General features: G+C 41.9%; 28 protein-coding genes. 11 read left to right on the top strand and 17 right to left on the bottom strand.

Going from position 1 to position 26,166, the window contains the following annotated elements; translation table 11 throughout:
- Positions 1–3 precede the first annotated feature (3 nt).
- From ACFO3D_RS07310 to ACFO3D_RS07360, 11 genes are all read right to left on the bottom strand, one after another.
- Positions 4–1,155, bottom strand: a complete 1,152-nt coding sequence (locus ACFO3D_RS07310; RefSeq protein ID WP_390294300.1) for a glycosyltransferase — start codon at positions 1,153–1,155, stop codon at positions 4–6.
- Complete coding sequence (locus tag ACFO3D_RS07315) at positions 1,155–2,489, bottom strand: flippase (protein WP_390294302.1); 1,335 nt, start codon at positions 2,487–2,489, stop codon at positions 1,155–1,157. The genes ACFO3D_RS07310 and ACFO3D_RS07315 overlap by 1 nt, the downstream gene beginning before the upstream one ends.
- 35 nt (positions 2,490–2,524) lie before the next feature.
- Positions 2,525–3,844 carry a nucleotide sugar dehydrogenase gene (locus tag ACFO3D_RS07320; RefSeq protein ID WP_390294304.1) on the bottom strand — a complete coding sequence of 440 codons (1,320 nt, stop codon included), beginning with the start codon at positions 3,842–3,844 and terminating at the stop codon, positions 2,525–2,527.
- A gap of 181 nt (positions 3,845–4,025) precedes the next feature.
- Complete coding sequence (locus tag ACFO3D_RS07325; protein WP_390294306.1) at positions 4,026–5,066, bottom strand: glycosyltransferase family 4 protein; 1,041 nt, start codon at positions 5,064–5,066, stop codon at positions 4,026–4,028.
- Positions 5,067–5,149: 83 nt separating this feature from the next.
- Complete coding sequence (gene galU, locus ACFO3D_RS07330) at positions 5,150–6,034, bottom strand: UTP--glucose-1-phosphate uridylyltransferase GalU (RefSeq protein WP_390294308.1); 885 nt, start codon at positions 6,032–6,034, stop codon at positions 5,150–5,152.
- An 80-nt stretch (positions 6,035–6,114) separates the two neighbouring features.
- Positions 6,115–7,191 carry an MraY family glycosyltransferase gene (locus ACFO3D_RS07335; protein ID WP_390294310.1) on the bottom strand — a complete coding sequence of 359 codons (1,077 nt, stop codon included), beginning with the start codon at positions 7,189–7,191 and terminating at the stop codon, positions 6,115–6,117.
- Positions 7,192–7,470: 279 nt separating this feature from the next.
- Positions 7,471–8,931, bottom strand: coding sequence for an APC family permease (locus ACFO3D_RS07340; RefSeq protein ID WP_390294312.1), 1,461 nt, complete (start codon positions 8,929–8,931; stop codon positions 7,471–7,473).
- A gap of 273 nt (positions 8,932–9,204) precedes the next feature.
- Positions 9,205–9,570 carry a hypothetical protein gene (locus ACFO3D_RS07345; protein ID WP_390294314.1) on the bottom strand — a complete coding sequence of 122 codons (366 nt, stop codon included), beginning with the start codon at positions 9,568–9,570 and terminating at the stop codon, positions 9,205–9,207.
- A gap of 182 nt (positions 9,571–9,752) precedes the next feature.
- Entirely contained in the window at positions 9,753–10,385 is a 633-nt protein-coding gene (locus ACFO3D_RS07350; RefSeq protein WP_390294316.1) for a TetR/AcrR family transcriptional regulator, read from the bottom strand.
- A gap of 18 nt (positions 10,386–10,403) precedes the next feature.
- Positions 10,404–11,420, bottom strand: a complete 1,017-nt coding sequence (locus ACFO3D_RS07355) for an ABC transporter permease (protein ID WP_390294318.1) — start codon at positions 11,418–11,420, stop codon at positions 10,404–10,406.
- A complete protein-coding gene (locus ACFO3D_RS07360) occupies positions 11,398–12,138 on the bottom strand; it encodes an ABC transporter ATP-binding protein (protein ID WP_390294320.1) in 741 nt (246 codons plus the stop codon). Before ACFO3D_RS07360 ends, ACFO3D_RS07355 begins: the two co-directional genes overlap by 23 nt.
- A 155-nt stretch (positions 12,139–12,293) precedes the next feature.
- On the opposite strand from ACFO3D_RS07360, the gene ACFO3D_RS07365 reads away from it, so the two are divergent.
- The 3 genes from ACFO3D_RS07365 to ACFO3D_RS07375 all read left to right on the top strand — a co-directional run bounded on the left by ACFO3D_RS07365 (position 12,294) and on the right by ACFO3D_RS07375 (position 14,058).
- Positions 12,294–12,722 carry a DUF2935 domain-containing protein gene (locus tag ACFO3D_RS07365; RefSeq protein ID WP_390294322.1) on the top strand — a complete coding sequence of 143 codons (429 nt, stop codon included), beginning with the start codon at positions 12,294–12,296 and terminating at the stop codon, positions 12,720–12,722.
- Positions 12,723–12,847: 125 nt separating this feature from the next.
- Complete coding sequence (locus ACFO3D_RS07370; RefSeq protein WP_390294324.1) at positions 12,848–13,621, top strand: threonine/serine exporter family protein; 774 nt, start codon at positions 12,848–12,850, stop codon at positions 13,619–13,621.
- Entirely contained in the window at positions 13,588–14,058 is a 471-nt protein-coding gene (locus ACFO3D_RS07375; RefSeq protein WP_390294326.1) for a threonine/serine exporter family protein, read from the top strand. The genes ACFO3D_RS07370 and ACFO3D_RS07375 overlap by 34 nt, the downstream gene beginning before the upstream one ends.
- Before the next feature lie 12 nt (positions 14,059–14,070).
- On the opposite strand, the gene ACFO3D_RS07380 is transcribed toward ACFO3D_RS07375, so the two are convergent.
- The 4 genes from ACFO3D_RS07380 to ACFO3D_RS07395 all read right to left on the bottom strand — a co-directional run bounded on the left by ACFO3D_RS07380 (position 14,071) and on the right by ACFO3D_RS07395 (position 19,368).
- Positions 14,071–14,361, bottom strand: coding sequence for a hypothetical protein (locus ACFO3D_RS07380; protein WP_390294328.1), 291 nt, complete (start codon positions 14,359–14,361; stop codon positions 14,071–14,073).
- Positions 14,362–14,558: 197 nt separating this feature from the next.
- Complete coding sequence (locus ACFO3D_RS07385) at positions 14,559–17,621, bottom strand: efflux RND transporter permease subunit (protein ID WP_390294330.1); 3,063 nt, start codon at positions 17,619–17,621, stop codon at positions 14,559–14,561.
- Complete coding sequence (locus ACFO3D_RS07390) at positions 17,618–18,484, bottom strand: efflux RND transporter periplasmic adaptor subunit (protein WP_390294332.1); 867 nt, start codon at positions 18,482–18,484, stop codon at positions 17,618–17,620. Before ACFO3D_RS07390 ends, ACFO3D_RS07385 begins: the two co-directional genes overlap by 4 nt.
- Before the next feature lie 20 nt (positions 18,485–18,504).
- The gene (locus ACFO3D_RS07395; RefSeq protein ID WP_390294334.1) at positions 18,505–19,368 is read right to left on the bottom strand and encodes a TetR/AcrR family transcriptional regulator; all 864 of its coding nucleotides are present in this window, start codon (positions 19,366–19,368) and stop codon (positions 18,505–18,507) included.
- A gap of 595 nt (positions 19,369–19,963) precedes the next feature.
- Here ACFO3D_RS07395 and ACFO3D_RS07400 point away from each other — a divergent pair.
- Positions 19,964–20,929, top strand: coding sequence for a nuclease-related domain-containing protein (locus ACFO3D_RS07400; RefSeq protein ID WP_390294336.1), 966 nt, complete (start codon positions 19,964–19,966; stop codon positions 20,927–20,929).
- 385 nt (positions 20,930–21,314) lie between these two features.
- Here ACFO3D_RS07400 and ACFO3D_RS07405 read toward each other — a convergent pair whose 3' ends face one another.
- Positions 21,315–21,959, bottom strand: a complete 645-nt coding sequence (locus ACFO3D_RS07405) for an HD-GYP domain-containing protein (protein ID WP_390294338.1) — start codon at positions 21,957–21,959, stop codon at positions 21,315–21,317.
- Positions 21,960–22,130: 171 nt separating this feature from the next.
- Positions 22,131–22,634, bottom strand: a complete 504-nt coding sequence (locus ACFO3D_RS07410) for a competence protein ComK (protein WP_390294340.1) — start codon at positions 22,632–22,634, stop codon at positions 22,131–22,133.
- 128 nt (positions 22,635–22,762) lie between these two features.
- On the opposite strand from ACFO3D_RS07410, the gene ACFO3D_RS07415 reads away from it, so the two are divergent.
- The 7 genes from ACFO3D_RS07415 (at position 22,763) to ACFO3D_RS07445 (ending at position 26,166) form a co-directional block, all read left to right on the top strand.
- A complete protein-coding gene (locus tag ACFO3D_RS07415; protein ID WP_390294342.1) occupies positions 22,763–22,954 on the top strand; it encodes a YjfB family protein in 192 nt (63 codons plus the stop codon).
- Positions 22,955–23,202: 248 nt separating this feature from the next.
- Positions 23,203–23,703 carry a hypothetical protein gene (locus tag ACFO3D_RS07420; RefSeq protein ID WP_390294344.1) on the top strand — a complete coding sequence of 167 codons (501 nt, stop codon included), beginning with the start codon at positions 23,203–23,205 and terminating at the stop codon, positions 23,701–23,703.
- 23 nt (positions 23,704–23,726) lie between these two features.
- Positions 23,727–23,993 (top strand): gas vesicle protein GvpJ, encoded by a 267-nt coding sequence (gene gvpJ, locus ACFO3D_RS07425; protein WP_390294346.1) that lies wholly within the window; start codon positions 23,727–23,729, stop codon positions 23,991–23,993.
- A gap of 55 nt (positions 23,994–24,048) precedes the next feature.
- Positions 24,049–24,321, top strand: coding sequence for a gas vesicle protein GvpO (gene gvpO / locus ACFO3D_RS07430; protein ID WP_390294348.1), 273 nt, complete (start codon positions 24,049–24,051; stop codon positions 24,319–24,321).
- A 33-nt stretch (positions 24,322–24,354) separates the two neighbouring features.
- On the top strand, positions 24,355–25,110 hold the full coding sequence (locus ACFO3D_RS07435; RefSeq protein ID WP_390294350.1) for a GvpL/GvpF family gas vesicle protein: 756 nt from the start codon (positions 24,355–24,357) through the stop codon (positions 25,108–25,110).
- Entirely contained in the window at positions 25,107–25,346 is a 240-nt protein-coding gene (locus ACFO3D_RS07440; RefSeq protein WP_390294352.1) for a gas vesicle protein GvpG, read from the top strand. The genes ACFO3D_RS07435 and ACFO3D_RS07440 overlap by 4 nt, the downstream gene beginning before the upstream one ends.
- The gene (locus ACFO3D_RS07445) at positions 25,339–26,166 is read left to right on the top strand and encodes a GvpL/GvpF family gas vesicle protein (protein ID WP_390294354.1); all 828 of its coding nucleotides are present in this window, start codon (positions 25,339–25,341) and stop codon (positions 26,164–26,166) included. Before ACFO3D_RS07440 ends, ACFO3D_RS07445 begins: the two co-directional genes overlap by 8 nt.

The raw sequence follows: 26,166 nt of genomic DNA on the forward strand, positions 1-26,166 counted from the left end.
ACTCTACTTATTCCTTATTGCTTCCTCGTATAGTCGGGATATGTCCTGTATTATTCTTTCCTTACCAAATCTGGCAATACAGTCCTGTCTAATTTCTTCAGGGGAGTATTCCTCAGCGGTTTTTAAAATAGACTTTAACGCATCCGCTAATTCATTCTGATTATCTACAGGTACCAATATACCATTTTTATTATTTACAATGATTTCTGGTCCACCGCACTTGGTAGCTATTATAGGTTTTCCGCTTGCCAAAGCTTCCAAATATACAATCCCAAACGTTTCATACTTGCTTGCCAAAACAAATGCATCGCATTTTTGCATTTCATTTATAACCTGATCTCTGTTTAATTGCCCCAAAAAGTGAACATTACCTTGAAGCCCCTTTTTAGCTACTTGGTTCTTCAATTCTTCTTTTAGAGGACCGTCTCCACCAATCACCAACTCTGTGTTATCTTCACTACTAAACGCATTCGTATAGGCATCAACAAGAACATCCATCCCCTTATTGCTATCTAAACGAGCCAGGCTAAAAAACCTAAATTTTTCACTTCCTATATGTGTTTCTATTCCAAATTCATCCGTATTCACCAGGTTAGGAATCATTTTTAATTTATCTTCAGGGATATACTCACCTAACGTTTTTGCCAGACCTGGTCCGACTGAAATTACTTTATCTGCTTCGCTTAATATTTCACTTAACAATCTCTTTTGCTTGGGTGTAAGCTTTCCTTTTCCAATAGTAGAAGAATGCTCTGTTAATACTATAGGGACTTTATGAATGGCTGACAGTTTATTTGAAGACCAACCAGCCAAAAAGGAGGAATGAGCATGGATAACATCCGGAATCCCCTGTTCCTTAATTATTTCCTTATAAAGTATTTTTAACTTAGAAGAATATAATAACCTTTCAAAGGTTTTAAACCTCCGAGGAAATGGATTCCTAACGCTATATCGATAAGTTATTATTCCGTCTTCTTCTTTTACTGAGTAACCCATTTTTTCACTACTTTTTTCCCTTAACGGTATTATTTCGGGATACGCAATTGTCACCTTATAACCCTTTTCCTGTAGGGCCTTTGCCTGATCTTTAAAAAATATACCTGCTATGGGATTTCTCTCAGTAGGATACCAAGAGGGCACAATTAATACATGCATCAATTTCCCTCCCTAACTCTTCCTGTATACTTTCTAACTATTTTACCTATTAGTTGTAAATCTTTTTGATTTACTAAAATAAATGAATTCAATTTTAGCCCTGTTAACCTCTTAAAGATTATTACTTTAATTATCCAATTTACTGTATAAGTAACGGTAGTAGCATAAGCAGCCCCTTCAATTCCATATTTAGGGATTAGTAATATGTTAAGAATTACATTAGTAATAACCATGCAGATTGAGGTGTACATATTAATCTCTGGTTTACCTCTACCTGCAATGTCATTGGAAATCAACCTAGCCATGGAGCCTAGAACAATTCCTGGCAATAATATTTTGAAAGGTTCGATACTGGCACCATATTCATTCCCGAATAAGAGCTCAATCAAGAACCCCGAAATAAAGAATAGCACCACACCTCCAACAGCAGAAATTGCAAAAACCATTCTACTTACCATGGATGTAATATTATTCTTATCATCCTCATCGTTAGAAGAAGCTATTCTAGGGAATAAGACTGCAGAGATAGATTTAGATAAAATCCAAAGTTTTTCCGCAATAGATACGGCTATCGTGTAAAAACCAACAGAAGTGGCATTTAGAAAGAAACCAATCAACAGAATATCCAGACGATAATTAAGAAAGGACATAATGTTACTCAAGTGGGACTTTAATCCATATTTTATGGAATTCTTATAATGTTGTTTAGAGAATTTTCCTTTATTAATCCAAAGTCCATACTTTTTCTTCAGAAGATAAAGAACAGTGATTAATGCAACTAATTGACCAAGCCCGTATGATAATAATGCAAATCCTAAACCCAAGTCAAATAGCACCAAGAATATAGTGACAAATATTAAGATAGAACCCTGTCCTAGTATTAAGACAGAATTAAAAGCAGTAAAGTCCTGCTTCGCCTGGAAAATTGATTGTAAAAATTGTTTTAACATATATAAAGGCAATACAATCAGAATGAGTAACAATAGTGTTTGGTCAATCCCCGCAAATTTTTCCGAGAAACCAAAAATCACTATTAATCCTGCTATAATTCCTATAAAGCTCAGAGCTAATGAGAGAAATAGGTTTGTTTTATATCCGTCATTTAAACTAACTGTTTTTTTTCCAACATAATAAACTGTTGATACCTCAATACCTATATTCAAAAATGTATATAACATTGTAGGTATTAAAATTATAAGCGAATAGCTACCTTGGCCCTCAGGTCCAAGGTAGCGTGCTATGATGATCATTGACAATAATCCGATGATAATGCTTAGGACTTGTCTTGTAATAGTTAAAAAGCTATTGCGCATAAAAGAATTCTGTCTACTCATAATGTTATCCTTCTTTATTGAGGTTATATACTTATTTAGAGTTTATAATATGCTCCATTGGCTTTTTGGATTTTACCTTTAAGAGCATTTCTAGTATCCAAAATTACTTTTGAAGCATCTAAAATCAAATCATAATCAAAAAGTGAATGGTCCGTTCCAATTATGACAAGATCTGCATTTTCCAATAGATCCTTCGAGAGCTCTTTTGTTTCTACAATCTTTTCACCAATCTTAAATTGTTCAACGTGTGGGTCAGCTACTTCAAACCTTGCGCCTTGTTGACTAAACATCTCAAGAATATCTAATATTGGTGACTCCCTTACATCGTCTATATCTTTTTTATATGCTACTCCAAGTACTACTATATTTGAACCGTATAAAGGTTTTTTATCCTGATTGAGAATTTGCATAGATTTATTTACCACATATTCCGGCATACTATTATTAATTTCTCCTGCTAACTCAATAAGTCTCGTATGATAGTTGAATTCTCTAGCCTTCCAAGTCAAATAATATGGATCAATCGGAATACAGTGGCCTCCGAGCCCTGGTCCAGGGTAGAAAGGCATAAATCCGTATGGTTTTGTTGCTGCCGCATCAATAACTTCCCAAACATCAATACCCATTCGATCACACAGAAGAGCCATTTCATTTGCTAGTGCAATATTTATATGTCTAAATGTATTTTCATGGATTTTCTCCATTTCTGCTACTGCGGGACTGGAGACTTCATGAACTTCTCCTTCAAGAAAATGTGAATATAAACTTGAAGCAACCTTAGTACAGTTTTCAGTTATTCCGCCAACTACTTTAGGTGTATTCTTGGTCTTAAACTTTTTATTTCCAGGGTCAATTCGTTCAGGAGAGTAAGCAAGGAAGAAATCCTCACCACATTTCAGACCAGTTTCTTCTAATATTGGCTTAATAATCTCCTCAGTGGTTCCAGGATATGTTGTACTTTCCAGGACAACAAGCATCCCTGGATGCAATTGTTTAGCAATTTCAGCTGCAGAGTTCTCTACATAAGAGGTGTCTGGCTGAAAATGTTTATCTAAAGGGGTAGGTACACAAATCGCTACGGTGTCAACTTCACTAATAAATGAATAATCCGTGGTAGCAGAGATCAATCCATTCCCAACTAAATCAGATAATTCTTCATTTACGACATCCCCAATATAGTTAACACCTTCATTTACCATCTTAACCTTTGTATCCTGGACATCGAATCCAATGACCTTATACCCCGCTTTTGCTTTCTCAACGGCTAGTGGCAATCCAACATAACCTAACCCAACAACTCCAATTGTAGCTTTTTTACTATCTATTTTTTCCATTAAATTACTTAATTGAGACATTTCAATAACCACTCCTATACTTTTCATTATTATCGGGCATTATTATAACCCTACCGTTCCATATGCATTTATTATAACTATCAAACCCGATAATTATAAATAAGCCTATCCACATTCCGATTTATCTTAAAATCAATAAGCCCGTTAGGTTATTCTAACAGGCTTATATACCAAAACTCCATTAACGTTCTGGAGCTTTGAAAATATTGAGCAATGGTCTATATCTCTTTCCAATAAGTCCAGTGACCTCGACCAACAATTCTAGTAAAATAGAAAGAGCAACCAGGAGAATTATCGAAGTCCACATAGTAGCCGTTGAAAAAATAACCGCTGATAATGCAAATATTGAACTGATCGCATAGATTATTAAAACAGTGGTTCGGTGGCTAAAACCTAATCCTATCAAACAATGATGTAAATGTAACTTATCCGGAGCATGCACTGGTTTATTCTGAACTATTCTCCTAACAATAGCAAAGAATGTATCTGCTAACGGAACACCTAAAATAATAATCGGGACCACTATTGAAAAAACCGTTATATTCTTAAAACCGAGAATAGCAAGGATGCTTATCATAAAACCTAGAAAAAGAGATCCTGTATCTCCCAGAAAAATTTTAGCAGGGAAGAAATTATATATCAGGAACCCTAAAGTACTTCCAAATAACAGTAGTCCCACCATGGCTACAAAAGCATCACCCATTGAAATGGCAAGACCCGAAATGGTTAGTAAAGCGATAGCTGAAACCCCAGCTGCCAAACCATCCAGACCATCAATTAAGTTAATAGCGTTGGTAATCGCTACAATCCAAATTATAGTTAAGGGCACACTCCACATACCAAACTCTATCGAAGAACCGAATGGTAGATTAATAAATTCAATTTGAATTCCACCACTTACAACAATCAGAGAGGCGATAATCTGTCCAATTAGTTTCGCCCATGCTGGTAACTCCCACAAATCATCCAGGAAACCGACAATCATAATCAGGGTTCCCCCTGCAACTACAGTCCAAAGAATTAAACTATCAGGTTGAAATACTACCAACCATAGAGTAAAACTAAGATATACAGATAAGCCACCAATTCGAGGCATAATCCTGGTATGGACCTTTCGCTCATTAGGTTTATCTACAGCTCCCACTTTGTGAGCCAGCTTTTTCACCAATGGTGTTAATATTACTGCAGTTAAAAAACTTAGAATAAGCATAATGAATTCCATGAACGCACCTCCCTGATACATTTATCAATCGATATAGTTAAATTATTGAGCCTTTTACTACTAAAAGGTTTAGAAATGATAATTTACATTTTATCCTTTTCAAGAACTTCACGTAAATATTCATATACTTCTTCCTGTAAATCCTCCCGGTTTAGGGCAAAATCAACGGTTGCTTTAACAAATCCCAGTTTATTCCCAATATCATATCGTTTTCCATCAAAGTTATAGGCTAAAACGTTCTCTTTTTCATTTAAAATCTTAATGGCATCAGTTAGTTGAATTTCTCCACCTTTACCAGGCGGCAAGGTGGAAAGTATTTCAAATATAGCTGGAGTTAATACATACCGTCCCATAATAGCTAAGTTTGAAGGTGCTTTATCGATATCTGGCTTTTCAACAAACGTGTTTACCTCTTTAATATAAGTTGGATAATTTTCATTTACTTTAGGATCTATAATGCCATAGTTGGGCACTAATTCTTGTGGAACGTTTTGAACTCCTACAACAGAAGATTCATACTTGTTATATACATCTATAAGTTGAGACAAACACGGCTTTTCAGCTTCTACAATGTCGTCCCCTAATAGAACAGCAAATGGCTCATTCCCTACAAACCTGCTAGCACATGATATAGCATGCCCTAGTCCTTTCGGTTCCTTTTGCCTTATATAGTGTATATTAGCAAGTTCAGAAATGGACCTTACCATTTCAAGCATTTCTATTTTGCCTTTTTCAGCCAACTTTTCTTCCAATTCATAAGATATATCAAAGTGGTCCTCTATAGCACGTTTGCCCCTTCCAGAGACAATTATTATGTCTTCTATACCGGATTCTACCGCTTCTTCCACAATATATTGAATTGTAGGTTTGTCAACTATAGGTAGCATTTCTTTAGGCTGTGCTTTTGTCGCCGGCAAAAAACGAGTACCTAAACCAGCAGCAGGAATAATTGCTTTTTTAACAGTCATATAATCTCTCCTATTCATAGTCCATTAACAAGTTTGACTTTTTCTAGAAATATCATGTTTAAAGACTGCATTATCGTAGTTTATTCTTTATTTCTTATTTTTGTAAAAACCTTTTTTGTTGTTTGAATGACCGGCTTTTTACCCTCTCCCACTATACCCACTATTTCCGCGAAAATGTGCAATATAAACCATAGTAGAAAGGAGATAAATAAAAGAAGGGTCAAGGAAGCATTAGAAAATATAATAGCTAATGCGCCAAACATTACGCTAAATCCGTAAATGATTAACACAGTGGTTCGATGGCTAAACCCTGCCGATAACAACTGATGATGAATATGTTTTTTATCTGGCGCCATTATTTTCTTACCACTTAGCTTTCTTCTTACCATTGCAAAGAGGGTATCAAAAATGGGAACGGCCAACACAATTATTGGTATAATGAAACTAAATAAAGTGACATTTTTAAATAGCCCCAAAATCGATATAACCGAAATGGAGAACCCTAAGAACATGGATCCAGTGTCACCCATATATATTTTAGCAGGATGGAAATTATGGAAAAGAAACCCGAAATTACTTCCAATGAGTACAATACACAGATATATAACTAATATTCGCTGATCTAATATAGCCATAATAAGAATACTAATTAAAGCGATTGTCGATACACCTGATGCCAACCCATCAAGACCATCAATTAAATTAATTGCATTAGTTATCCCAACTATCCATATAAGTGTAATTGCCACACTAAAAAAATTAAGCTCCACCACTCCAAAAAAGGGCAGTGTGATTTTCTCAATTATTAAGCCCGCATTTATTATAACAGCTGCAGCAATAATCTGCCCTGTTAATTTTAATACTGGTCTAATCGTATATTTGTCGTCAAGCACACCTGTCAGTACAATAATTAAGGCACCAATGCTAATTTCCAAAAAAGCATCATGGCTAGGTCTTATATATAAGAGTCCCACTATAGTACCCAAGAAAATAGCAAGCCCCCCAAGACTAGGAGTAGGATTTTTATGGACTTTTCTATAATTGGGTATGTCAATTACCCCTATTTTTGTGGCAATTTCTTTAATTGGATACACTAATAAGAGTGTGGCAATTAAAGATAAAATAAATGCCACAATAAGTTGTGTTATATCATACATAAATTCCCCTACTTTTAAAAAAGCAAATATTTTATAATGAGTTCATAACCAAAACTACTTACTTAGTAATACACACATTACTATATAGAATAGATTATTTTACATAATTCATCAATGTTTTTTAATAATTTTATTATGTTTTTAATACTACCTTAATCTGATTTATTTCCTTCGTGTCCCACACAATGTTCGAAAATAACTTTTTTTTTGGGTGGGGTATTTAATCTCTCCCTTAAAAAGATACCCCCAATGCCATCATTAGATAGCAAAGGGGGATCATTACACTCTATTCTTAGCTTCAATTTTCTCATTACCTAAGATTAGGTAGTTAAGTTCTTCTTTAGGGATTTTGTTAAACTCAGTCCTGCGTGCCAAGTAGAATACAAATCCAAGTGCTATCCAGGCAACCAGCGCTAGTCTGGATTCGATTCCAAGAAATGCCGGGGAAGTTGGGATGAGCAGAAGACTTAGGAATACTAGGCTTGTGATCATTCCAATTGCTGAAATTGTTTTTTTCCATGGAGCTACTACATGCTTTTTAGGATTAAAGTCTGCTCCTTTCGACCGCTTAAATAACGAAAATGCAGTATAGCACGTATAGAAATACGCAATCGTCACACCGATAGATGACATGTCCACAACCCACAGTAACGCTGATCGACCAAACCATGGTGCGATGGCTGCAACGATTACTGTGAAAATAATACCTACATATGGTGTTTTATGTTTTGGATGTAATTTAGAAAATGCCTCTGGCAAAATCTTAGCTCGTGACATGGCAAAAAGCAGGCGGCTTGAGGATATGATAAATCCATTCAGTCCGGTGAAAATCCCCATCGTCAGCGCTGTAACCAGAATTACAAGCCCCAATGTTCCAAGCAGATCCTGAATAGCTGCTCCTGTTCCCCATACCACATTTTGCTCTGCAAGTCCCTGCCACGGTGCAATCATTGCTGTTGCCAATATCATCAGGCTGTATAACACCCCAGCAAAGAATATAGCCAAGATAATCAAAGTAAAAGCTTTTTTAGATGAAAAGTGAAACTCCTCAGCAGCTTGTGGAACGTTGTCAAAGCCGACAAATGCCCACGGAGCCATCGCTACGATAGAAATTATCGCAGCAAATGCTGTTGTTTCTGCAGGAAATGCTGGCCCTACATTTTCCAGCCCTGCTCCTGGCTGTGCACCAACCATAAATGTAATTGTGACAACTGCTATTACCATTATTGAACAAAACACAAACTGCATACGACCAGATAATCCGGTACCTTTAATGTTGAAGTAACCGAATATTCCAAGCGTAACAGCTGCGATTACAATTTCCATCAGATAAACGTCCCAACCGGCAACGTTATAAAGAAACACGTTTTCAATTAATGCCGGGAATACAAACTTAAACATTAATGCGAACGCTGATGCATTGAGTGATACGATACATATGTAGCCGAGTGCTAAAAACCAACCACAGATAAAAGCATGTGTCCGACCTAAACTAATAAATGAATAGGCAAATTCTCCGCCTGATACCGGAAAACTTTTTATTAAAAACCCATAACTTACGGCGATTAGCATCATGAGTAAGGCACCAATTCCAAAGCCGATTATCGCACCGGCCGGTCCTGCCTGCCCCATCCAGTTGGTAGGCTGTACGAATGCCCCCCACCCAATCGAGGAACCAAGGGCAATTGCCCAGACCCAATGGGGTTTTAGTGACTTTTTAAGTGTCTGTCTTTCTTTCATGTTTTAACTCCCTTTTTTGGTTCTTATTTATATACCTACCCTTTATAACAAAAAGATAATATTATCTCAAAATCCCTATTAGCAGATACTCAAGGGTATTCGTATTATTTTGGCCCCTGTGGTTGTATATGTATTAAATTGGATTAATTTGTAGAAAAATGTACTTATATAAGGCTACTTGCTAATTATGATTGTATTTCACAAATAGTTTTAGCGATTTTACTGTCATATATCCAAACAATAAAAATACCCCCTCTTTAAAGGGGATAATTATTATTCTGCAACTAGTTCATCTATCTTTGCTTTAAGTTCTTTTAATATACGTTCTGATTCTGCCTTAATTGCTTTTGAATGTTCATTCATGCGGGCTTGCTGCTCGGCGTCCAGCTTAGTCTTGAGATACTCCTCTGCTTCTTTCAAAATCCTGTCCCGCTCGGTAGAAGCGAGCATCACCATGTCATGGTGCACCTGTTCCCCAATTTCGTTGATCCGCTCGTTGTATTTTTTCTCAATAATGTCTTCCATCTGTCCTTGTTGGCGGGCTAAGAGATTAGCATAATAGTTAGTAGCCGCTGCATAGGTTACCCCGCCACCCAACAATAAAGCACATAAAGTCATGATCATAACCTTCTTTTTCAACTTGCAGCCCCCTCTATTTCATCTAGTAGATTCGTCATACTCTATCTGTATGCTCTACTTTAGGAAATATACTAAAAAGAAAAGATACTGCTGTCAGATGATCTTTGCTTCTTTTATTCAAGTAATTAGATCAAAAAAGTTGATTAATTGTTCAACAAAAAACAGGGAGATGGAAAAGGTCTCTACCCCACTCCCCGAATAATTAGATCAATCGTTTGTTTGATTTCTGTCTCGTCATCCCAGTCTTTATCCGGCTGTATAATAAACCTGTTAATCATGAATCCAAGTATGTTGGAAACGATAGTACGGATAATCGTCTCATTTGGGAGGTCCCTCAGCTCACCTTTCTCCTTATAAAAGTCGATTGCCTGATTGAATGCCGGGAAGACCTTATTGGAGAAGACCTCTTTGTATGAGGCTTGGATTTCCGGATGAAAGGCAAGCTCCTGTAAAAGAATTTTGATGAGCGGGATATTGGACTGAGCAAACTCAAACCGGTTCCGGATAAAGGCATTCAGCAGATCCTCAAAGTGGGCATATTTATCCCGGAAGACCTGATCAACGAATTTTTCGGCAAATAATGGTGCGGAAAAACTCGTAATTACCGGGGTGACAATCGTAACGAGCAGGTCTTTTTTTGTACGGTAATGGCGAAAGATGGTTCCCTCGGCCACGCCTGCCCGTCTGGCAATTTCACTTGTCGATGTGTTGTAATAGCCCTTTTCGGAAATTAGTTCGATTGCTGCCTTTACTATTTCTATTTGTTTTGGTGTCATATTTTCTTGTTCACGTAATATCTCAATCATGTCTGCCATGGTGATTGCCTCCTGTATTTAGAGTGTCCTGTGCTTTTTGAGGGCGATGATATTAAGGATTATAAATGCTACCGAATATCCAATCAATACTGCGATATCACCAAGTACATTTGTTAGTTCTGCGCCCCTCAGCATGATTGACTCAAGGGCATCTGCTCCATACGTCAACGGCATAATTTTTCCAATTACATCAATCCACTCGACTGAATCGGTCGGGAATACGCCGGAAAAGAAAACCTGCGGAATAATGACTATCGGTATGAACTGGAACATCTGAAACTCATTTTTAGCATACGCTGATAGTAATGTGGCCAGGCTCAGAGCTGTAATTGCAAGGATAAATACGATTAATAGTATGGACAGAAATGAACCTGCCATATAGATATCCAGTACATAGATGGAATACGCGGTGATAATCGCCGACTGGATAATAATGAAAATCCCGAATCCGAGCAGGTAACCGACTACGATTTCCCACCGCTTCAGTGGGGTTGCCAGGAGCCGCTCCAGTGTTCCCTGTGTCCGTTCGCGGAGAAAGGAAACGCCTCCAATAATAAATACGAAAAAGAATACTAAAAATCCAATTAGCACAGATCCAGTGTTATCGAAAATATTTAAATCAGCGGACCCATGGAGAAAGTTCACATCCAGTTCTGGTGTAGTGGGATTCATTTCTTTTACCGCACTATTGATGACTCGTTGAACAGCCGAGGTTGCAGTGGGATTACTGCCTTCCATCGTAAGCTCTGCATGGTTTTTTTCGAATGAAAGATGCGCATCGGCGGATTGTTGCTCCAGCACCTCCTGTCCCTGCTGTTCACTCATTTCGATGATAGTGGCATTCTGGTCGTTCAATGTTTCCTTCAGTTGCTCAGGTGCATCGGTAATCGCGATAGTGGGCACATATTGTTCCATATCAAGTACGAGCCATAGTAGTGTCATCACTAGCAGCGGCGCAACCAGCATCAGTGCGATGCTTCGTTTATCGCGTAGAAATTGCCGGATAATCCTTTTAACGATTGCATGAATACGCATGCTTAGCACCTCCATAATGTAAAAATGCGGCTTCAAGCGAGTCGGTATCACTTTTGGCTTTCAAATCAGCTGGACTCCCCTGGGCGATAATGTACCCGTCACGAAGCAGAGCCAGGTTATCGCACTTTTCTGCTTCGTCCATGACATGGGTGGTGATGGTAATCGTGGTTCCCTGTTGTTGCATGTTCCGCAACTCTTCCCAAATGGATGCTCGCAGTACAGGGTCAATTCCGACTGTTGGCTCATCGAGTATTAAAAGGCTTGGCTGGTGCAAAAGTGCAACCGCGAGAGACATCCGCCGCTTCATACCTCCTGAAAACTTTTCGAGCGTTTTGTTGAGCTGGCCTTCCAGGTTCACGACTTTTGCTGATTCTGTGATACGGTGTTTTCGTTCTTTTCGGGGAATTTTATAGAGACTGGCAAAAAAATCGAAGTTCTCCTTGGCGGTAAGTTCGCTGTATAGGGCATCTGACTGGGCCATGTATCCGATTTTCTGCATCTTCGAGAAAGATGGCTTTTGTTCGTTCTCGATGTGGATGGTTCCGTTGGTGGGATCAAGCAGTCCGTTGATTATTTTGACAAGCGTAGTTTTACCGGAGCCTGATGGACCTAGCAGTCCAAACAGCTGGCCTTCCGGAATCGTGAGGTTGATATCTTTCAGTACTGTTTCTTTCCCATAGCTGTACTGAATGTTCTTCATTTCAATAAAAGCAGACATGGTTTGGCCTCCTTTTCTCTTTGTGAGTGATTACTCACTTTTATTATATTGTCGGATTGCGAAATTGTAAAGCAAATTTTTGCATTCATTATCACTCCTAGTCAGGCATAGATATTAAGGGGACATAAGTTTATTTTCATCAGGGAGGCAGGGGGATGCAGTTTTACTATGGGAGTCAGATGCCGCTCCGTGTACTGGATGAGGCGGAGTTCTGGAAAGAGCAGGAAGCAGAGCATACAGTAGTCATGCGTGAGCTTGTTCGGAATCTGGAGAAAGAATATGTAGACGCGCTCAAGCGCTGGGAGGATGTTCTCGAAACGACGCATCAGCACGTCCGGCGTTTTGTCGAGTCGGTGATCCGGAGTGATAATCAAATGCCACCTGCATTGTATCAGCAAGTGCTGGACCTTGTGACGTTCTGTTTGCAGGAGAGTGTGGCGTTTACGCAATTTTGCCGGCAAGTGAAGCATGAGAGTGAAGCCGTAAGAGAGAATCCAACAGCTCAGGTTGTCATCGACCATATTATCGATGAGTCGGATTATTTTATCGGAATCGCACAGACAATATTGTACGGCCAGAATTAAATGTGGTAAGGGCTTCCCCGGTTGGAGTCCTTTTTTTGCTGAGGTGGATTGTCGCCCAAATGGTTCAGCTTTCCCTTTCCCCATCGCCCAGTTATAATATGAAAAAGAGAAAGGTGGTGGTAGCTATGCTGGACCGAGTACTTATTGCGAAAGTCTGCATGCTTGCGGGGAAAATAATGCTGGAGAGCGGTGCGGAAACATACCGGGTTGAAGACACAATGAATAGGATTGCGTCGGCGTATGGGTTAACGAATGCGCAGAGTTATGCGACGCCTACCGGGATTAACTTTTCGGCAGACTTTGCGGATGTGACGAACTTTATACGGATTTCCGACCGGTCGAATAACTTACAAAAAATTGATGACGTCAATAGTATCTCCCGGAGTATTACTGCAGGCGACATTGACATTAATCAGGCACTGGTTCTATTGGATAACATCGACGGGGCCAAAAATACATACTCCAAGCTGGTTCAGATAGTTGCCGCCGCATTCTTGAGTGGAAGTTTCACCATAATGTTTGGGGGTACATGGCCTGACTTCCTCCCTTCTTTTATCGCGGGAGGAACCGGGTATGCTGCAATGCTTGGAGCAGGCCGGCTGATTGCGATTAGCTTTGTTGCCGATTTTTTTGGATCATTCGTCTTAGGCGTACTGGCCGTTACGTTTATTGCCTTCGGGTTCGGAATTGATCTGGATAGAATAATTATCGGCGCGGTTATGCCTTTAGTTCCCGGCCTCCATATTACCAACGCGGTGCGTGACCTAATGGCCGGCCACCTCGTATCAGGGATGTCTAAGGGTGTGGAGGCAGGTCTTACAGCGTTCGCGATAGGAACAGGGATTGCGATTGTGCCAGTTACCGCATGGGCGATGTTGCTCGGGGGTGGACCACTGTGATGATTATTGCGCAACTTGTTACCAGTTTTATCGCCGCCGCAGGATTTGGGGTTCTTTTCAACGCACCGAAACGGGCACTAATTCAATGTGGGCTTGTCGGGATGTTCGGATGGATTTTGTATTATCTGCTGGTGGAGACCGGGATGGATGCAGTCCCAGCAACTACATGTGGAGCAATACTAGTGGCGGTACTCAGCCAGGTATGCGGTAAGCTATATAAAACGCCAATTATCGTGTTTAATGTTTCTGGGATTATTCCACTCGTCCCAGGTGGTGTGGCGTATGATGCGATGCGGCATTTTGTGGAGAATGATTATTATACCGCGGTTCAGCTATCAGCAAAAGTTATGCTGCTGGCCGGTGCGATTGCCATTGGGCTGATGTTTTCCGAGGTAGTAAATCAATTGGTCAAAAAAATAACTTCGTCAGGTGCTTAACACCCGGCGAAGTTATTTTTTGTGGATAATAGCATCGATTAAAATCACGATTGCAGTGATGATGTGCATGATCATGCCGACGATTGGAATAACCCCTACGACAGACGTGATCATTCCCAGGATGTTCCCGGCAATGCTGCCACGGTCTCTATAGGCGATCACCACAGTAATCAGGTGCAGGACAAACATAACGAGTAGCGGGGTCCAGCCGGTGCCAAGGATATATGCACCGCCGATAAATGGTATACCCAGAAATGCCTCCGCTCCACCGGTAATAAATTTCATAATACGGGAAAGCGTCATAGTTGCTCCCTCCTAGTCAATTTTTGTAATTTCAGTAATGATGCTATTTCATACGTATGAACCCTGTCCAAAGTTTCATTCCGAGCAGGTTTTTATATATTGTACAACGATTGATCGGCATATTCCAAAAAAAGTGTATTCCTCTCTTCAGAATTTAAAAAGCAAGCCCCCTGCCAAACAGGGAGCTTTCGCATAATCTATGCTTTTTTCTTACGACGTGTTATTTTGCCGGTCAGATCATCAAACAACGTATAGACTACTGGAATCAGCAGCAGTGTAAAGATGCTGGAAATCCCTAGTCCAAAGATGATTGTTACGGCGAGCGGTTGCTGCATTTCCGCTCCTTCACCAAGCGCGAGCGCCAGTGGCACCATTGCCAGAATGGTAGTCAGGGTCGTCATCAAAATTGGACGAAGACGGCTTGGTCCCGCTTCAAGTATCGCTTCATATCGATCAATGCCCCGGCGCCGTAAAATATTGATATAGTCAACGAGCACAATCGAGTTGTTGACGACTATACCGGCGAGCATGATTACCCCGATAAACGCTGGAATACTCAGCGGCAGACCGGTTATATACAGTCCGACCATGACCCCGACTACGGTTGCCGGCATGGAGAACATAATGATCAGCGGGAACAAGAAGTTCTCAAACTGGATGGCCATTACGGCGTATACCAGAAAGATTGAGAATACGAGCGCAATTGCCAGGTCACGGAATGAGCTGGCCATATCCTCTGCCTGACCGCCGATTTCATAGCTGTACCCTTCTGGAAGATTCATTGTTTCCAGTTCAGCACGAACATCTTCCACGATACTTGCCAGATCACGGTCAACAATCTGACTGGTTACGTTCATCTGCGGCTGTTGGTTTTCACGCTGCAGTGTAACAGGACCTTGGACTTGTTTTAGGGTTGCAACGGTCTCAAGTGGAATGGATGTTCCTGATTGTGACTGGATTTTCATATCACGCAAGTCATTGATGGTACTCCGTTTGTCTTCAGGGAACATCAGGACAACATTCATTTCATTGCCCTCTTCCCGGAATTTCGATGCCACCTGACCGGTAAACCGGAGTTGAATCTGACTGGTGATTTGCTGCTCACTCAGCCCGTATGTTGCAGCCTTTTCCTCATTAACTTCAATGGACATCTGTGGGACACCATTGTCAGCAGAGGATGTAGGGTTATATATGCCGTCGACAGTTGAAATACGATCGACAACCTGTATGGACAGCTCACGAAGCACTTCATGCTGCGGTCCATTTAGCTGAATCTGGACAGGGTCACCCGTACCCATACCACTGTCTGTTGCTTTTACAGCAATTTCAGCACCTGCAATCCCTTCCAAGTCCTCATCGATTTCCTGAACCACTTGCTTTGTCGTCTTGGTTCGTTCCGACGACGGTATAAGCTGAATGGTGTAAGTAGCCTGGTTGGCACTTGAGCCCATCATGCCGAATCCGCCGCCACCGACACTTACATAGTTAGTTTCGATGACATCTTCATAGTCGGTTAGTTCATTATTGACCTGCTCGACAATTTGCTTCGTATAGTCGAGCGAGCTTCCTGGAGCAGCTTCGACACTGATTTCCATTTGTCCCTGATCGGATGACGGGATAAAGGATGCGCCGATCAGTGGAATGAGCGCCAGGCTGGCAACAATTGCTACGATTGTTCCAAATACCGTTGTCTTCCGGTGTTTCAGTACCCATTTCAACACACCACGGTATCCGTTATTTACTTTATCCAGAAAACGGTCGAACCAGTAACGTCGTCCATTGTATTCCATTGCTTTTGATAGCAGTTTTGACGACAGCATCGGCACAAGTGTTACCGCTACAACAAGTGAAGCAATCAGCGAGAACGATACGGCCAGCGCGAGTGGCGTAAACATGTCTGACGCGATTCCTTCCACGTAAATGATTGGTAAAAATACAACCAATGTCGTGGTGGTTGACGCAATTACCGCCGGTGCCAGTTCGGATGCCCCTTTTGTTGCTGAGTCAAACAGCGAATGCCCGGCTTTCCGGTATGAATAGATATTTTCCAGAATAACGATCGAACTGTCGACCATCATTCCAAGGCCGAGCGCCAGTCCCCCAAGCGTCAGGACGTTCAGCGTTTCCCCGGTAAAGTACATTAGTGTGAATGTAGATATGATTGCAATCGGTATGGAGAGCCCGATAACGATGGTTGCCCGCACGCTCTTCAAAAATAACAACAGAATGAAGATCGAAATAACGCCACCGATCAGAATGTTTTTTGCCACCGAATTAATCGACATTTGGATAAATTCGGATGTATCGATTATGACATTCAAATTGGCGTCCGATGGCAGATCACCGCTAACCTCATCCATACTTTCTCTAATATTTTCAGCCACTTCAACCGTGTTGGCATCGGTTTTTTTCATAATCGAAAGAACAATTGCTGGTTCACCGTTTACCAAGGTTACGGTCGATGACTCCTTGAATGTATCTTTTACTTCGGCGACGTCGTCCACATGAATGGTCGCTCCGCTTTGTGTTTGAATAATCGTATTCCGGATAGAATCAACGGATTCAAACTCGCCGGTTACACGGAGTTGGAGGTCTTTGTTTCCTTTTTCAACATTGCCGACTGAGGCAGACTGATTCGTGTTGTTCAGCGCCTGCATGATTGCCTGTGCGTTTATCCCGTACTGCTGGAGTTTGGCCGGATCCAGAATCAGCTGAATCTCCCGTTCTTTGGCCCCTTCGACAGTAACGGATGCAACCCCGCCCTGCCGCTCAAAATACGGAACGACCTGGTCATTGGCAATTTCAGTCAGTGCCGCTGGGTCATCCCCGGTAATTCCAACCCACATAACCGGGAGCTGGTCGGGACTGAACCGCAAGACGCTCGGATCCCCGGCCCCTTCCGGCAGAAATCCTTTGGCCTGATCGACCGATTCACGGACATCAAGCAATGCCTGGTCAAGGTTTGTGCCATTTTCAAACATCATCATAACGAGTGATGACCCAGACTGTGACTGCGACTGAACGGTCTGTATTCCTTCTACGGAGCTGACCGCTGATTCAATCGGCCGGCTGATCATATTTTCAATTTCCTGTGGTGCGGCATCGTCATACGATGTCGCCACGACGGCGATTGGCAGGTCGATTTTCGGGAAGAGTCCGACGGTCAGACTGCGCATTGACACAACGCCCAGCGCAATGATTGCAAGCACAATCATAATGACGCCGACTGGACGTTTTACTGATGTATTAACTAGCTTCAAGATTTATTCCCTTCTTTCGCGATGCTGACCTTACCGCCGTCTGACAGGGTCAGCTGCCCTTCTGTAACAACCTGATCACCTGCGTTTAATTTACCTTCGATCGCTGTTTTGTCAGATTGTGTTTCTTTTATCGTTACAAGTTTCTTGGCGGCCTTGCCATCCTTAACCACATAGACAAATGTTTCACTGCTCTCCTCGATGACTGCTTCGGTAGGCACGATAATCGAATCGGTTACGCGCTGTTCAGGTACTGCCATTTCAGCAACCATACCCGCCAAAAGCTGATCATCACTGTTTTCAACCGTAGCCTCGACTGGGTAAAGTCCGGTCTTATCCGGCATTGTGCTGATTGACGTGATTTCCGCCTCATATTCTTTTCCATCGACGGTCAGCGGGAATGTGTCTTCTTTTTCAAAAAGATCGATGGTGTCTTCGGTTACCGTGAAGTTAACTTTCATCGATTCGAAATCGGCGATAACTGCCAGTGGTTCCTGATTGGATGCCATGGATCCTTCTGTTGCGGTCAGCTGGGTGATTTCCCCGCCTGTTGAAGCGTAGATATTCTGTGCTCCACGTGCTGTCTGAATGGTTGCAATCAGGTCATCTTCCTCGACCTTCTCGCCATTCTCCACTTCAAGATTCGTGATTTCACCAGGCTGTGCTGCCATGACCGGCGTTGTGCTTTTTGGTGCTGTGCGTCCGTAGAGTGATTTCTCTAGTACAAGGTCACCTTTTTTGGCCTCCGCTATTTTAACTGGTGTAACGGATTCCTTTACTTCCTTGTTACCTTCCTCGGTCTGATTACATGCAGCAAGCACGCCGATTAAGGTGATTGCTGTTATCAGAATAAGTATTTTTCGCATTAATGTATCTCCTCTTAATGTTATTTAAGTAAATCAATCTGCAGGCTGTCAGCGATTTCCCGGCATTCTTTTTCCAGTTCGGGAATGCGCTGAAAATGTACCAGCATCCCCTGAATCATAAACCGCTGCGGCTCTTTCTTATTTACTTCTTTTAAAATAATATCGATAACCTCATGCAACTCATCGATTTTTTCTTTTTTGAGCGAAAGCGTGTTAATTTTCCCTTTCATTGCAATTAACTTTTTCGCCGCGTCCTGATTGCCCTGATAATCATCCGGGATGTTTTTTTCCGTAATTAGCGGCGTTTCCTGCTGGGCAAAAATTCCGATGACGAGATCATCCATCCGGCGGACAAGGTATTCACCAAGCTCCTTGGCGTCCATATCGACATGGTCGACAACAATCCACCTGAAATAGCCATTCATCAAGCCTTCCAGCTGAATAACCAGGTCAATAATATGCTCCTCGGCCTTTTCACCGTAGATATCGATGATGTTCTCGCGCAGCCAGTGGAAGTTCTGCATTTTCATCTGATGGATAAATGTGTCCGTGTTCTCCCCGACGGAAAAATTCTCCCTAAGCTGCATAGTCAGGAAATCCTTGTACTCGTATATATAACGGATTACAACCTCGATTTGTTTCGCAAGACTTTCGCGAGGGCTGTGGTTGTCGTTTTTGACTGCTTCGATCTGTTGCGAGATCTCATGATGATAATAATGAAACGCGGTCATAATAAAATCCTCTTTTGATTGGAAATATAAATAGAACGCGCCCTTTGAAACCCCAGCAGCCGTCGCAATTTCCTGAATCGACGTCTTGTGATAGCCCTTTTCGGCAAATAACTTGATACCCGCCTCGATTAACTTTAGTTTCTTTTCATTCATATAAACACCTATTTCCTTAGTTACTGTACTAACCAGTCAGTCATTTTTCTATTCTACACGGATGGAGGGTGATGTGCAAGAGTGTGGACGGTGTTTGGGTGTGCTGAAAGACAGGTTTACGTGCAGGCGCGATTCGGTGATAAATGACCCGTATTCGATGATATATGGAATAATGCGATGATAAAACAGCGTTGAGCAGAACCCTTGGTTTAAGATTTGGTTTAGGAAGATTTTCTGCTCGCGCAGAAAATCCACCTTATTGAAGGAGTCTGAGCGGCGGATTCGATGATAAATGGGGAGAATCCGATGATAAATCCGTAAATTCGATGATACCGGCACGCGATACGATGATATATCGCCGAAACGCGATAAATCCGATGATAAATGAAATAATGCGATGATAAAACAACGTTGAACAGCAACCTTGGTTTAAAATGTGGGTTGGAAGATTTTCTGCTTGCACAGAAAATCAACCTTATTGAATCAGACCGGGCGGCCGATTCGAAGATAAATCAGTTGGTGAGAAAGTTAATCTATTAAACTACAACCTATTACGGTATATTAGAATTATAACTTAAAGAAAGGTTGTGACCGAATGATCATTAAGCCGCATTCACGGCAAATCTACCATCAGAGTTTGGAGGCATTAGATAGACGAACCCCCGATTTTCACCATCTTAAAGAGGCGGTTCGCAAAGAGTTGATTAATACAAATACCGGAATTAAAGGTGAGCGTGAAATCAGTTATCCACTTTCATTTCTCCCACCAACGGATTACCGCATCCTTCATAACCTTCGTTTGCCAAGCCACGATAGTCATTTCGAAACAGACTCCCTGCTAATGAACCAGCAATTTTTCACCCAGATTGAAGTTAAAAATTGGTATGGAACCGTTTATTTCGACGGTGAAGAACAGGTCATTCGCGTGGGTGATGATGGAAAAGAAGAAGGCTTTCCGAGCCCCATACTCCAGGTAAAACTCCAGCGGGACAGATTCCGGCTACTATTAAATAATCTTGGATTACCACGCATCCCGCTTCTATATTTTGTAGTCTTCAGCTTCCCCAGCACAATACTTAAACCACTATATCCCGAAAAACCAATCCCAAAAGAAGTCATACACGCCAACGCCCTATTTCACAAAATGAAGCAATTAAGCCGTGAATTTAAAACCCCGGTTATCGATAGGCCCACCCTTGACCTTGTATCTCAGCAATTACTCCAAGCGCATGTCCCACCCGACAAAAATGTGATGAAACGCTTCGGTGTTAACTATAGTGATTTGACCCGCGGGGTAATTTGCATAAACTGTGGAGTGGCTCCAATGGTACGGTTTCATCAAAAATGGTACTGTGGCCGGTGTAATCATTATTCGCCCGACGCACATATCGCTGCACTGAATGATTACTATTTACTTGTGAATGACACAATATCAAACCAGCAGGCAAGAGAGTTTTTGGCGGTGGATTCCCACCATCTGGTTAGACGGTTACTTGCAAATGCAGGCTATAAATTTATAGGGTATAACAAGGCAAGGGTATATAAACTGGAACTGCTATAACGGTGAAATAAGCAAACACCCACATTGCCAGCTTTACGATATGAAGATTTTCTGCTTAGGCAGAAAATCAACCTTTTTGAACGGGTGTAATCGGCCGATTCGATGATAAATGGGGCGAATCCAATGATAAATTCGTATATTCGATGATACCATCCCACGAGTAGATGATATATCGCCGAAACGCGATAAATCCGATGATATATAGAATAATGCGATGATAAAAGCGAATCAGCATCTGCCCATGTTCCAAGTTTTCAAATACGAAGATTTTCTGCTTAAGCAGAAAATCAACCTACTTGATCAAGCTGAACGGACGGGGCTCATGTTAATGAACAAACAAAAAAACAGCTTAGTCAACTTCCCTAACCTGTTTTTACGGTAGTTATTATAGTATGTCGTGTGGTGCGTCGATTCCTTTGTAGATTTTTTTGATGAATTCGGCGTTGTATTGGTCGTACCAGGAGTCAGGAATTTCGAGTTCCATTAACAGATTAATAAATGTGTCAACCAGGTTTCCGTCAAATTGTGTCCATGAGCAGCGCCTCAATTCCTCGAATGCATCGTAGTATGTCATGGTTGACGATTTGTAGTTTCGTATATCGTAGGTCATTGTATCAAACGAGTCGCAAATGCGGATAATGCGTCCCTGCATGGAAATTTGCTCGCCGATCAGCCGGCGTGGATAGCCGCTCCCGTTCCAGTTTTCGTGGTGGTCCCGAACAAATTCGGCCGCACGGGTTTTGCCTAGTTCTTTTCGGATTATGACGTTGCCGATATGGCAGTGACTTTCCACTACTGCCCGTTCAACCGAGCTGAGCTTCGCTGGCTTTAAAAGAATTTCTTTTGCCACACCGATTTTGCCGATATCGTGCAGAAAAGCGGCAACGCGGAGGTCCTCATCATAACAGCCAATCTTTTTGGCAAGCATGGATGAAAGATACATAACCCGCATGGAATGGTGTTTAAAGATTTGCAGGACTTCGTTGTCCTGTGCAATATTTTCGAAGAGAGATTCGGGGGTTCGCTTCATATCTGGTCTCCTCCTTTGCACTAAAAAAGTATGTAAAAAAACAACACTATCCGAGTTGTATAGTGTTGTAAAGCCTATTATATCACAATTCAGCGCCTGTTGGTTAAATTAAATGAGAATTTTGTTAGTATTTGCAGGATATTCTAGATACGCTTGTATAAATGCTTTCGCCTAGAAATTACTCCAAAATAGCGACCGGCGTCCAAAGAAGACAGAACGGTTCTGTTTGGCGATTATTTGACTTGTCCGTTTGTACTGCATATCAAACGTATTTTCAGAAGTGTTTACATAGATTCCTGTTCCATCCGTGAAGGCGACATATGTTTTATCGTCACGCTGTTCGTAATCCTCGATATGGTAATAGGACAGCCAGACACAATCCTTGTTCTTAGTCGAAGAAGTGGGAAGCATATAGACACCTTTATCCGGGATCACCGGCACGGGCACCTTGCTATTGATTTTCAAAATATCCCGGACAGCTGCCCGCCGCCCCTCGAGTGTTGAGCCATACAGCAGGCATGTATGATCGATAATCTGTTCCGGCCTGAACACCGAATGCCGTTCCTCTTGCCCTTCGAGGATCCTCGACCGGTAGTAGTTCGATTCTTTTGTAAGAATTGCCTTTGTCTGCTGTGTAATGATGTAAACAGATGTAGTGCTGTAGACGTCCCCCATTAACCTACCCCCAGTCATCTGAATCTATTGTACTATGTTTCTTGGTGCTGCGCTATCTGGTTTTACATTCATACGCATTTTGTCGATATAAGAAATGTACGGCTATACTTATCCAGGGAGGTTTTATTATGGATGTTGCGGCAATGTCGGTGGCGATGTCGAGCCATCATGTACAATCACAGGCTAGTCTGGCTGTCATGAGTAATGTGAAAAATGTCATGGAGCAGCAGGGCCAGCAGCTGATGGAGATGCTACAGCAGCCGCAAGCTGTTTCAGCATCCCACCCGTCACTCGGAAGCTCAGTAGATTTAAAAGTATAGTTTTAACGAGGAGTCCCCTGCCGGATAAGCAGGGGATTTTCTTATGATTTGCCTCAAATAACCTCTTCCTGAAAAATAATATTTTTGTAATATTTGTCATATTATTTTCTTCACTGCCCGCACAATGCCTATTACCAATTTTTTCTCCTTAAAAATCAAGCTAAATCTTTCCAGTAGTACTTTTGACCACAGTTTCACTTCCTGCAAACGGGGAATCTAACATGCAAAGGTTCTCGGGGAGGGTTTTTATGGATGACGATACGAAGACAAAAGCAGCAATAGGGGCTGGTCTCACAGCAGCCACAGCAGCGGCACTTTCCGTTCCAAAGGCCCGCAAAAAGGTTAAAAAGGAATTACCGGGTGCTGTAAATGTAGTCAAGCGTTCAGACCATCCCGGTGACCTTAAAGAGGAACTCCAAAATGAAATGCGGCCAGTTGTAGCTGACCGAAAGCGTGATGAGTTTCAGGAGAACCTGCAGACAAAAGTTTATTCGAATGCCAAAACAATGGAAAAGAAAGCACAGGACGGGCTGCTGCAGGTACGCGAAAAGCTTGCGAAGGTCAAAGAGGCCGGCGAGGACTTCCAGACCAGCATGAGAGAGAACAATCCGCCGAGAGCTGTTCGTGGGGCTGACGACATAAAAGGAATCAGTCATATTAAGTCGTCGACTGGCATTAAAGGTGCCGCCGATATTAAAAGCCCACAACAGATCAAGCATCACTCGGCAATCAAACATTACAGTTCTTAACTACCAGAGAGGAGTTGTTTCAAATGGCAATTCAGAAATCAACAGAAAGTTCAGGTTTGGCAGATGTAATTGACCGTATTCTGGACAAAGGTATTGTAATTGATGCGTTCGCCCGCGTATCAGTCGTGGGGATTGAATTAATAACAGTAGAAGCACGGGTTGTCGTGGCCAGTGTCGATACATGGCTGCGGTATGCTGAGGCAGTCGGACTCCTGCGTGATGACGTGGAGGAAGAAGGACTATCCAACAGGCTTTCTGAACGCGGCGAAAGTGTTGAACAGGGAGCTTAATGGAGCGGGGCGCTCTGCCCCGACTCCTATTCAGTTTTAAATGAGGTGATTGACCATGAAAGTAATCGATGAAGTCACAAATTTCTTCAACAGCTATGTAGCACCTCCCCACAAAGTTATTTCCGTAAAAAAACAAAATGATGATAACGAGGCTAACGCATGGTTTGTCCAAGTGGAAGTAATCGAGGAAAAAGAATATATGAAACGCTATGGGAACGACCAGATGATTGGTCTTTATGAAGTTTTTTTAGATAATGATGTGAATGTTACAGGGTTTGAACGAATCAGTCTGCGCTATCGCAGTGATTTGGTCGACCAGCCGGAATAAGAACGATAACTCTCCCTAAAGGAGGCGATTAGAATGGATGGCGTTTACGTTTTCTGCAGTATTCCAGCCAATGAAAATCCCGTATTGAATTCCGTGGAATTTGCCGGGGAAGAGCGGGATGTGTATACCATTTCCCATAAGGATACAGCTATGATTGTTGCTGATATGCCGATGCAGATTTATCATCCTAAAAAAGATAATCTGAAAATGCACCAGCAAGTAATCTCCAATGTGATGGAGCAGGTGGATTCAGTTGTTCCGATCAGTTTCGGGAATATTTTTCACAGTCGTGATGATGTAAAAGCGTTGCTTGAAAGTCTGTATCCCCAACTTATTGCCCTCTTCCCTAAGATAAAGGGAAAAATTGAGGTTGGTCTGAAAGTAATCGGTAAAAAAGAATGGCTGGAAACGGAAATATACAAAAATCCCAACATAGAAAAACAACAGCGAACGGTCGAAAGCAAGTCTGAAGCCGCCGGATATTTTGACCGGATTCAGCTTGGCGAAATGGCACAGGATTTTTTCAAAAAACTTCAAGCCAAGATTGAGACCGAAATACATGACGAGCTGGCTCCTATCGCGGATGCCAACCAGATTAACGATCCAATCGGTGAAAAAATGCTGCTTAACGGCGCCTATCTCGTGGACCGGGACAAAGAAGAGCTGTTTGACCAGAAAGTCAATGAACTACACGATAAATGGAAAGACCATGTGGATTTCAAATACACCGGTCCATGGCCAGCGTACAATTTCATCAACATTAAACTCAAGGTCGAACAGCCGTCATGATCCATAAGCTGTTCACTTCCCCCATAAACCTGGTCGTCAAAGTTGGCGAAAAAGTTCAGGAGGAAGCTGAAAAAGAACTCTATGACCTGGAACAGATCCAGCGTAAGCTCGTTCATTTGGAAATGATGTACGAACTTGACGAAATCAGCGAGGAGGCCTATGCAAAAAAGGAAAACGAGCTGATGATCCGCTACGAAATTGCAAAGAAACGGGAGATGGACGAATGGTATGAGTAATTTAATATATGTATACGGCGTTGTGCGAACCGGTGAATCCATCCCTTCGTTTAGGGGAATCAGCGGGGAGAGCGATGCCTACGCAATCACTTTCGGAAGTGTCGACGTTATTGTCTGCGGTGTCAGTGAAGCGGAATACAGTGAAGAAGCCCTTAAAGAGAAGGTCAACAATCCGGAATGGCTTCATGAAAAAGCATTTCATCACCATGAAGCGGTAATGAAAATTTATGAGCATGCCACCGTAATACCAATGAAGTTCGGGACTATTTATGAAAGCACCGAAAGTCTTGAAAATAAGATTATGAGCCAGCACGATGATTTATATGCTTCTTTAAATCACCTGGCTGATAAGGAAGAATGGAATTTCAAAATATATGCGAACAATGAAAAGCTCCACAAAACGACGGAAGCCAATAATGCGACTGTCGGGGCGAAAAAAGAGGCAATCGGCAAACTCTCCCCCGGCAGGCAGTATTTGGAGAAACGAAGACTTGACCAGCTTATCGACCGGGAACTTGATAAAGAAAAAGAATCATTCTGTTCCTTGGTGCATGCTGGTCTTGATGAATACAGCGAAGACAGTACCGTAAAGAAGAACTGGAATAAAGATGTAACCGGTCGGACCGATGAAATGTGCTGGAACAGTGTCTATCTGGTCAAAAAAGATAAAGTTGAAGATTTTCTGGAGCACATAAAAAATCTCCAGCATGAATGGGAAACATCCGGCTGGACAATCGAAGCAGCCGGACCCTGGCCAGCCTATCATTTTGCCGAGAGCGGGACACGGGGACAGGCTCCGTGTCCCAAAAGCGAGGGATAA

The sequence above is a fragment of the Virgibacillus kekensis genome (genome assembly GCF_042654125.1).
GTDB classification, from domain to species: Bacteria; Bacillota; Bacilli; order Bacillales; family Amphibacillaceae; genus Lentibacillus; species Lentibacillus kekensis.